This window comes from Cupriavidus sp. a3 (genome assembly GCF_051015765.1).
Classification (GTDB): Bacteria; Pseudomonadota; Gammaproteobacteria; order Burkholderiales; family Burkholderiaceae; genus Cupriavidus; species Cupriavidus oxalaticus_A.
The window spans coordinates 2,147,721-2,154,504 of the sequence record NZ_CP170643.1; the positions used below are offsets into that span (position 1 = coordinate 2,147,721).

Annotated in this window: 4 protein-coding genes and 1 pseudogene; 3 read left to right on the forward strand and 2 right to left on the reverse strand. The window is 61.3% G+C overall.

Annotation, left to right across the window (positions count from 1 at the left end; genetic code table 11):
* Positions 1-277 precede the first annotated feature (277 nt).
* Both ACAD63_RS10490 and ACAD63_RS10495 read right to left on the reverse strand, forming a co-directional pair.
* On the reverse strand, positions 278-1,741 hold the full coding sequence (locus ACAD63_RS10490; protein ID WP_434033902.1) for a patatin-like phospholipase family protein: 1,464 nt from the start codon (positions 1,739-1,741) through the stop codon (positions 278-280).
* 281 nt (positions 1,742-2,022) lie between these two features.
* Positions 2,023-3,825 carry a sulfatase-like hydrolase/transferase gene (locus tag ACAD63_RS10495; protein ID WP_434033903.1) on the reverse strand — a complete coding sequence of 601 codons (1,803 nt, stop codon included), beginning with the start codon at positions 3,823-3,825 and terminating at the stop codon, positions 2,023-2,025.
* 229 nt (positions 3,826-4,054) lie between these two features.
* Between ACAD63_RS10495 and ACAD63_RS10500 the strand changes: the two genes are divergently transcribed.
* From ACAD63_RS10500 to ACAD63_RS10510, 3 genes and pseudogenes are all read left to right on the forward strand, one after another.
* On the forward strand, positions 4,055-4,753 hold the full coding sequence (locus tag ACAD63_RS10500) for a hypothetical protein (RefSeq protein ID WP_434033904.1): 699 nt from the start codon (positions 4,055-4,057) through the stop codon (positions 4,751-4,753).
* On the forward strand, positions 4,731-6,158 hold the full coding sequence (locus ACAD63_RS10505; RefSeq protein ID WP_135706449.1) for a DUF2252 domain-containing protein: 1,428 nt from the start codon (positions 4,731-4,733) through the stop codon (positions 6,156-6,158). Before ACAD63_RS10500 ends, ACAD63_RS10505 begins: the two co-directional genes overlap by 23 nt.
* 130 nt (positions 6,159-6,288) lie before the next feature.
* Positions 6,289-6,708 (forward strand): annotated as a pseudogene (locus tag ACAD63_RS10510) (IS3 family transposase); the annotation flags it as partial.
* Positions 6,709-6,784: the final 76 nt, after the last annotated feature.

Here is a 6,784-nt window from a genome sequence, read left to right on the forward strand (position 1 = left end):
GCCAACGGGCCCAGCCGACGTCCAGCCAAAATGTGCCCTATTATCAACATAAGGCCAGAAGAGCGATTTTTTGCCGGCTGCCGGAAGGTTACGTTAATGGGCAGGGCGGACGTTTGTTGGCGCCGCCAGCCCCTCAGCCGGCCGTCGACGCACCGGGCTCGAAAGAAACGGCAGCATCGAAATGCGCTGGCGAGAACATCTGACGCTCTAGGGCGCAGGCGAGCGGCAGGAAATAAATTATCTGGATGTGGACGCAATTGTTGCCGCATCGCAGTCATTAGGGTTGTCCGGCGCCTTGCTCGCTTGGGGGCACAATCGTGGCCCCGACATCCCTTAGCAGCCGCTGGAAATCGGGCGACGCCAAGATAATCTTGCCCGCGGCTGCCCGAAGCCGGTCGACGGCCTCGGCTGACAGGGAGAACGAGGTGGGCAGTTGGTTCAGGTAGTCCAGCTCCGTCTTGTCTGTCAACTGCGCGAACGATACATCGATAGCGTAGATGGTCGTGTCCGGCGTGCGCAGCGTCTTGGCTATGGCAGCATCCTTGTTCGCCGCGAAGGCGGAGGACTGACGGACCTGGCGCATGGCATGCCACCGCGCCTGGCTGTCCTTCAACAACTCGGTGGCCTCATAGGAATAGTGGTCAATCGGAACGCCCGTCGCTTTGACCAGTATTTCCAGCGTACCGGGCGGAGACTCGGATTTGTCCCACGCTGTCCTGGGCGTGGAGAGCGAGTTGACGACAAAAACAACGATCCTGCGTGTACGGTCGAGCGGGCTAGGCTGGCCGACCAGATGCAGCGCTTCGATCAACTCAAGGGAATCCAGCACGCTGCGCATGCCCAGATTGTCGGAGACACCGCCATCGACGAGATGAATGTAGGGCCGCTCGATACTGTTTTCCAGTTCCGCCTCCTCTTTCAGGTGGCGGGTCGCACGCGCAGCCGGCCGCGGTGCATCGTTCGTATTGATAAACGGCCTGACCCATTCGGGTGCAGCGTAGCCACAGTTGCCCCCGTAGTTGTTGAGCGTCACGGGCGTCAGAACGACGGGGACTGCCGACGAGGCGGCCGCGGCACGCGCAAGCCGTACTGCATTCAGGTCCGAGCACAGTACGTCGAAGGTGGTCTGGGTGAAGGCCAGGCGGGCGCCTGTGGAAATGTCGGTGGCAGAGGCGATGATGAACGGGCCGTTCGCGCGATTCAGGTCGCCAAAGGTCGCACCGTTGAACAGTATCTCGTCGTACAGATCGGCCGCAAGCTCAGAGCGGCCCCAGCCTCCCGACCACAAGGATGGCCAGTAGGCAGGGTTGAGTGTGCGCCAAGTAATCTCTCCCTGAACGTCGCGCTTGAGGAATCGCTGTTCGTAATCGTCGAAGAGCTTTTCGCCATAGAGCCCATAGGCAAGAGCGGTAAAGCTGCCGCCAGACACGCCGGTAATGACGCCGACATGGTCAAGCAGGCGCGATCGGTTGCCCCTTGGTCCAACGACTTCCGTGTTCCGCAGGAATTCGAGCACGCCATAGGAGAAAGCAGCGGCGCGAGTGCCGCCACCTGAAAAGGCCAGGACCACCAGGTTTTCGCTAGTGGCCGAATACTGCGGGCGCGTGGTGAATCGATAGCCGGCATTGGGGTCGGCATGGGCCAGCGGCGGGTTGACTGGCCGGCTCGCGCAGCCGCAGATGAGGAGCGATGCCGCCAGTACCGCCAATACCGCCGATGCCGGCTTCGAAAGACGTCTCATGGATTCTCCGGCACGGCTCGATCGCGGCGAGCAGCAGACCGTATTTTTCCGGTCCACTGGGCTGTTGCGATACCACATGAGCGCACGCTGCCTGCGGGGATTTCTGTGACGAAGGGAGCGAGAAACCCAGTGAGCCGGAACTTGCAGGATTACGCCCGCAAACGCTCGCCCACACATCCGGGGAGACGTGGTGCATGGAAGCGTAGCAGGAAGCTAGCACTGCAGTTGAAAGCGCAGTGAGCCGCGGTGGCCCATCCCACTAACAAATCAACGCGTCAACGTCATGCGCCGGTCATCGTCTCTGCCGAGACTTCCCACCCGGCGTCGATACCACCTGGCAGCATCTGCCCACGGTCTTCACCAACCTCGACGTCTATCAGGCGATTCAGCTTATTGTTCATTGCGACGACAAGCTCGAGGTGTCTGCGTTCCGCAGCCAGATTATGCATTTCGAACGGGTCAGTCTGCAGGTCATAAAGCTCCACATCATTGAACCGATAGAGTTCTTCCGGTGTCGTGGGTCGGTTATGCTGCTTGGGCGAGAAGTAGCGAGCGAAACTATACCGTCCATCATGGATGGAACGCACGGCGCCTCGCTTCATCAAATCGGGTCGGATGCCGGCACTCTTTAGCTGGTCCGGTTTTCCGCCTTTCTGGATGTGGTCCACGGCTTTGAAGAGAAAGTCGCCATCGATGTAGGCGAGCATGTTGTAGCAGAACAGCGCACCGTCGCGAACGGTATTCGGATCGGCTTTCTCAGGGGCGCCAAGCACTCCCGAAAAATCCTTCCCGGCCAGCCCCTTGACGATGGAAGCGCGTCTATCGGGGGCAACGCCGGTCATTGCGACCAGCGTCGGCGCAATATCCAGGTGTGACGTTACGGCGCGACATTGCTTGCCACCGGGGTAAGCCGGGTGCGCAATGATCAAGGGAACATTGTTCTGTTCCCGATATGAGACGGCTCCCTTGGCGTGGAGCTGATGGGCGCCGTCCATATCGCCGTGGTCGGACGTCAGAATTACGATGGTCTTGTCGGTAAGGCCTCCCGCATCAAGCTCGGCCAGAATGGCTGCAATATTGCGGTCAACATCGCGCATGCAATTCAGGTAATAGTTATGCCGCCGGCGCCAGCGTGCGTCCTCGTTGGGAATCGCCCCGACCAAGGCATCGTGCGAGCGCAGGAAATCGCGGTGGGCTGGGGGCCGCCCCGGTGCGTCGAGGGCCTGCACCCGGCTTTCCGGGAGCGAGAAGCCCCACTGCCTGGCGTACAGCGGGTCGGCCGGGTCGCGGGCTACGTGCGCGAGACCGCGCATTGCCTGAACCTGGGTGCCGGGAGCGTCGGTATCGTAGAACATCACGTCATGAGGGTTGACGAGATTGACAGCGAGGAACCACGGCTTTCCCTGTGCCGCCAGCTCGCGCCCCTTTCCGCGCAACCAGCTCATGCCCATTGCAGATATTACGCCGTCATGCAGGTAACCGCCGCTGGTGTGGGCGATGATGTCGCCAATACCGATGTAATCGGAGAAGCCATAGGCCTCCATTTCGGCCGTAAAGATCCTGGTCGGCGTACCAAGCTTGTTGACTGTCTCGAATTCCTTGGTGAGATGCCACTTGCCTTTGTAAGCGGTGTAGTAGCCTGCATCGCGTAGCATGTCGCCGAGCGTCCGCATCTCGGTCGACATGCTACTTATCCAGGGGAAGTTGGTGTTGTCGAACATTCGCGTATGCTGGATGTGCTGCCCCGAGTAAATTACGGAACGGGATGGCGTACAGACGCAAGAGTTAATCCGATGGTTGACGAACGTCGTACCTTGCTTCATGAGGCGTTCGTGCGCAGGCAAGCTATAGCCCGCTGGCAATTCTCCCGGCCGGAAATGGCGCTCCTGATCGACAAGGATGAACAGGATATTAAACGGGCCAGGTGTGCGACCATTCTTGTGTAACGCCGAGTTGCTGGTGTCACGCGCTGCCGCCCACGTGTTGTCGCTCGAGCCGACGCTCAACGCCACGGCTCCCATTCCCGCTGTGCGCAAAAACTCCCGGCGGGTCAGCGCGAAACCCAGTTCCTTGTCACTTGCCATCTCCGCCTCCCTCATCTGTAGCGCGAGTCGCAAGGTGGACTTTCAAGTCACGGCATGCTGTCGGGCAGGTAGGACAAGAGCAGCCTAGCAATATCGCCCTTTGCCAACAAGCCGACTCCCGGCAGCTGCTGCAAGTGGAATGTGGGCTACCACACACAGGATCGGAAGACGTTTTTTGTAGCGTACGACCGGCCGGCTAGTATGGACTCTGCGGGACCAAGAGAATGAAGTGTATTCCTCGCTCCTTCTGGACCGGAAAGTGGCCGCCTTCTCGGCAATTTCATTCTCGTGCGGATCCGAGCCAGAGTACATGGTGTCGATGATCGCGTTCGCCACCATGCTACCGCTGGGAATCCTGAAGGGGGTCATCGTGGCGGTCCTGATGTCGATGCTGCTGCTGATCCGCCGCGTCGCCCATCCGCGCATGGCCAGTTGGGCTGCATTCGGGGTCCGGGCATCTTCACCGACATGGAGCGTCACCCCGCGAACCAGCCCCTTTCCGGTAGAGCTCGTGCGCCAAGCCATGCGGTCGCGCGTCCGGACCGGTGCCGGCCCGGTTCGGCTGGTGAATGGCGATCTCTCCCTCAGTCCCGTCGTCGACTTGGCGGGCGCGCGCATGCTTCTGGCCCGGCACAAGGAACAGCAGGCGGTCGGTGCCGTGCTGCGACTTGTCGGTGCACATGCCCCCACGCGCGACATGCTCCGCACCGAAGGAATGGAGAAGCAGTTGGATCGTCTCGAGCGCCACCTGACGGGGCGGACGCGGTCGATGTTTCCGGGCCGGCATGGGTGCGGTCACCGGACGCCATTGCGCCGGCTGCGGAAGCAGGGCAAATGTGCAGGGCGACAGCAAAAATCGATCAATCGATACAGCAGGTGCAGCGGATGCAGGGAAAGGACCAGCCATGAACAAGGCAGACAAACATAGTCGAGGAACGGAGAGCGAAGGGTATGCCGCAGGATCCTACCTGACCGCCGACGAACGGGCGGCAAAGGGGAGGCTGCTGCGCGACGCAGTGCCACGTACCTCACAAGCCGGATGGACCCCGGCGCCCGACCGCCGAGATCCGGTGACGCTGCTGAAAGAGTCGAATTCAGGTCGGATCATGCAACTAGTGCCCATCCGATTCGGCCGCATGTCTGCCTCGCCCTTCGCCTTCTACCGGGGTGCGGCGGCGATCATGGCGGCGGATCTGGCCACCACACCCAACAGCGGAATCCGGGTACAGGCCTGCGGGGACGCGCACCTGATGAACTTCGGCGGCTTCGCCACGCCGGAGCGCAACGTGATCTTCGACATCAACGATCTGGACGAGACGCTGCCGGCACCCTTCGAGTGGGACCTGAAGCGGCTGGCGGCGAGCATCGTCATCGCGGCGGACCATCTGGCGCTGCCAAAGAGTGACGCGGCCCGCGTGGTGACCGACGTCGTGCGCGAGTACCGCGAGCGGATACACAACTACGGCTGGATGCGCGCGCTGGACGTCTGGTACGACCGCATCGACCTGCAGAAGTACGAAGACCGCTCAGGCGACCCCGACGTCGTCGCGGCGGCGCGCAAACGACTGGCCCAGCGCATTGAGATAGAACGGCGCAAGTCCGTGCCCGATCACCTGTATCCCAAGCTCGTCTCGGAAGAGGGCGAGAGGCTTAGGATCAAGGACGAGCCGCCGCTGATCTTCCATCCGTCAGTAGAACTCGCCCCCGGGCTGACGTCGGGCTACGATGAAGCCATCGCATCATACCGAGAGAGCCTGGCAGACCATACACGGGTATTGTTCGACCGCTTTCACTTCTTCGACCTGGCCATCAAGGTGGTCGGCGTCGGCAGCGTCGGCACGATGTGCGGCGTGGGCCTGTTCATGGCCGCAGACAACGATCCGCTGTTCCTGCAGGTGAAGGAGGCGCGGGCGTCGGTGCTGGAGCCGTATGCCGGCAAGAGCGTGTATCCAAACCACGGGCAGCGCGTGATCGTCGGTCAGCGGTTGATGCAGTCTGCCAGCGACGTTTTCCTGGGGTGGACCCGCGGCAAGAACGGCCGTGACTTCTACATCCGCCAGTTGCGCGACATGAAGATGTCTGCCGTCATTGAGGACTGGGATACCGGCATGCTGAGGCAGTATGGCCGCATGTGCGCCCACGCGCTGGCCCGCGCGCACGCACGGTCCGGCGATGCCGCGATGATTGCTGGGTACATGGGATCAGGCCAGACCTTTGACGACGCGATCTGCGAGTTCGCCACCGAATACAGCTCGCAGAACCGAAGCGACTTCCGCGCCTTCATCGCCGCAATCCGTGAGGGGCGCATCGAGACGAAGGTCGAGGAGGAATAGGCCCGTTGATACCAAAGGGCGCAGAAGCAGGAAGTATCAGCTTTAATGATTGACCCACTGGAATAAACCGCTAGACAACATGTATGGACCGTGTCAAGTACCAAAAGTGTGGCCCCCCAAAGTTTGACGGGTCAAGGGCGCCTATGGCTCGCCGCGCATGACCGAGGAAATCCGCTCGCGAGGCTTTCCGGCCAGCAAAGCGCGAGTCGAGCGCCTCATGCGCGAGAATGGTATCCGGGCACGCCACAAACGCCGTTATCGAGTCACGACGGACTCCAAGTACAGGTTGCCGGTCGCGCCGAACCTGCTGGAGCGCAACTTCGCGCCGACGGCGCCGAACCAGGTCTTCACATCGGATATCACGTACATCTGGACCGATGAGGGGTGGCTGTACCTGGCAGTCGTCCTGGACCTGTTCAATCGGGGGGTTGTCGGCTGGTCGATCAAGCCGCGCATGAGCGCAGAGATCGTGACCGACGCGCTGACGATGGCCTGGTTCCGACGCAAGCCGACGCCGGGGGCCATGCATCATTCGGATCGCGGCAGCCAGGGCGGATTCAACCGGTCGTCGCAACACCGGTTAAGCGCTCATGATAAATGTTTGCCGAACACTTCGGAAGGTGTTT

Coding starts and splice junctions, on each gene's coding strand:
- ACAD63_RS10495 (WP_434033903.1), bottom strand. CDS start 3,825: ATGGCAAGTGACAAGGAACTGGGTTTCGCGCTGACCCGCCGGGAGTTT.
- ACAD63_RS10490 (WP_434033902.1), bottom strand. CDS start 1,741: ATGAGACGTCTTTCGAAGCCGGCATCGGCGGTATTGGCGGTACTGGCG.
- ACAD63_RS10505 (WP_135706449.1), top strand. CDS start 4,731: ATGAACAAGGCAGACAAACATAGTCGAGGAACGGAGAGCGAAGGGTAT.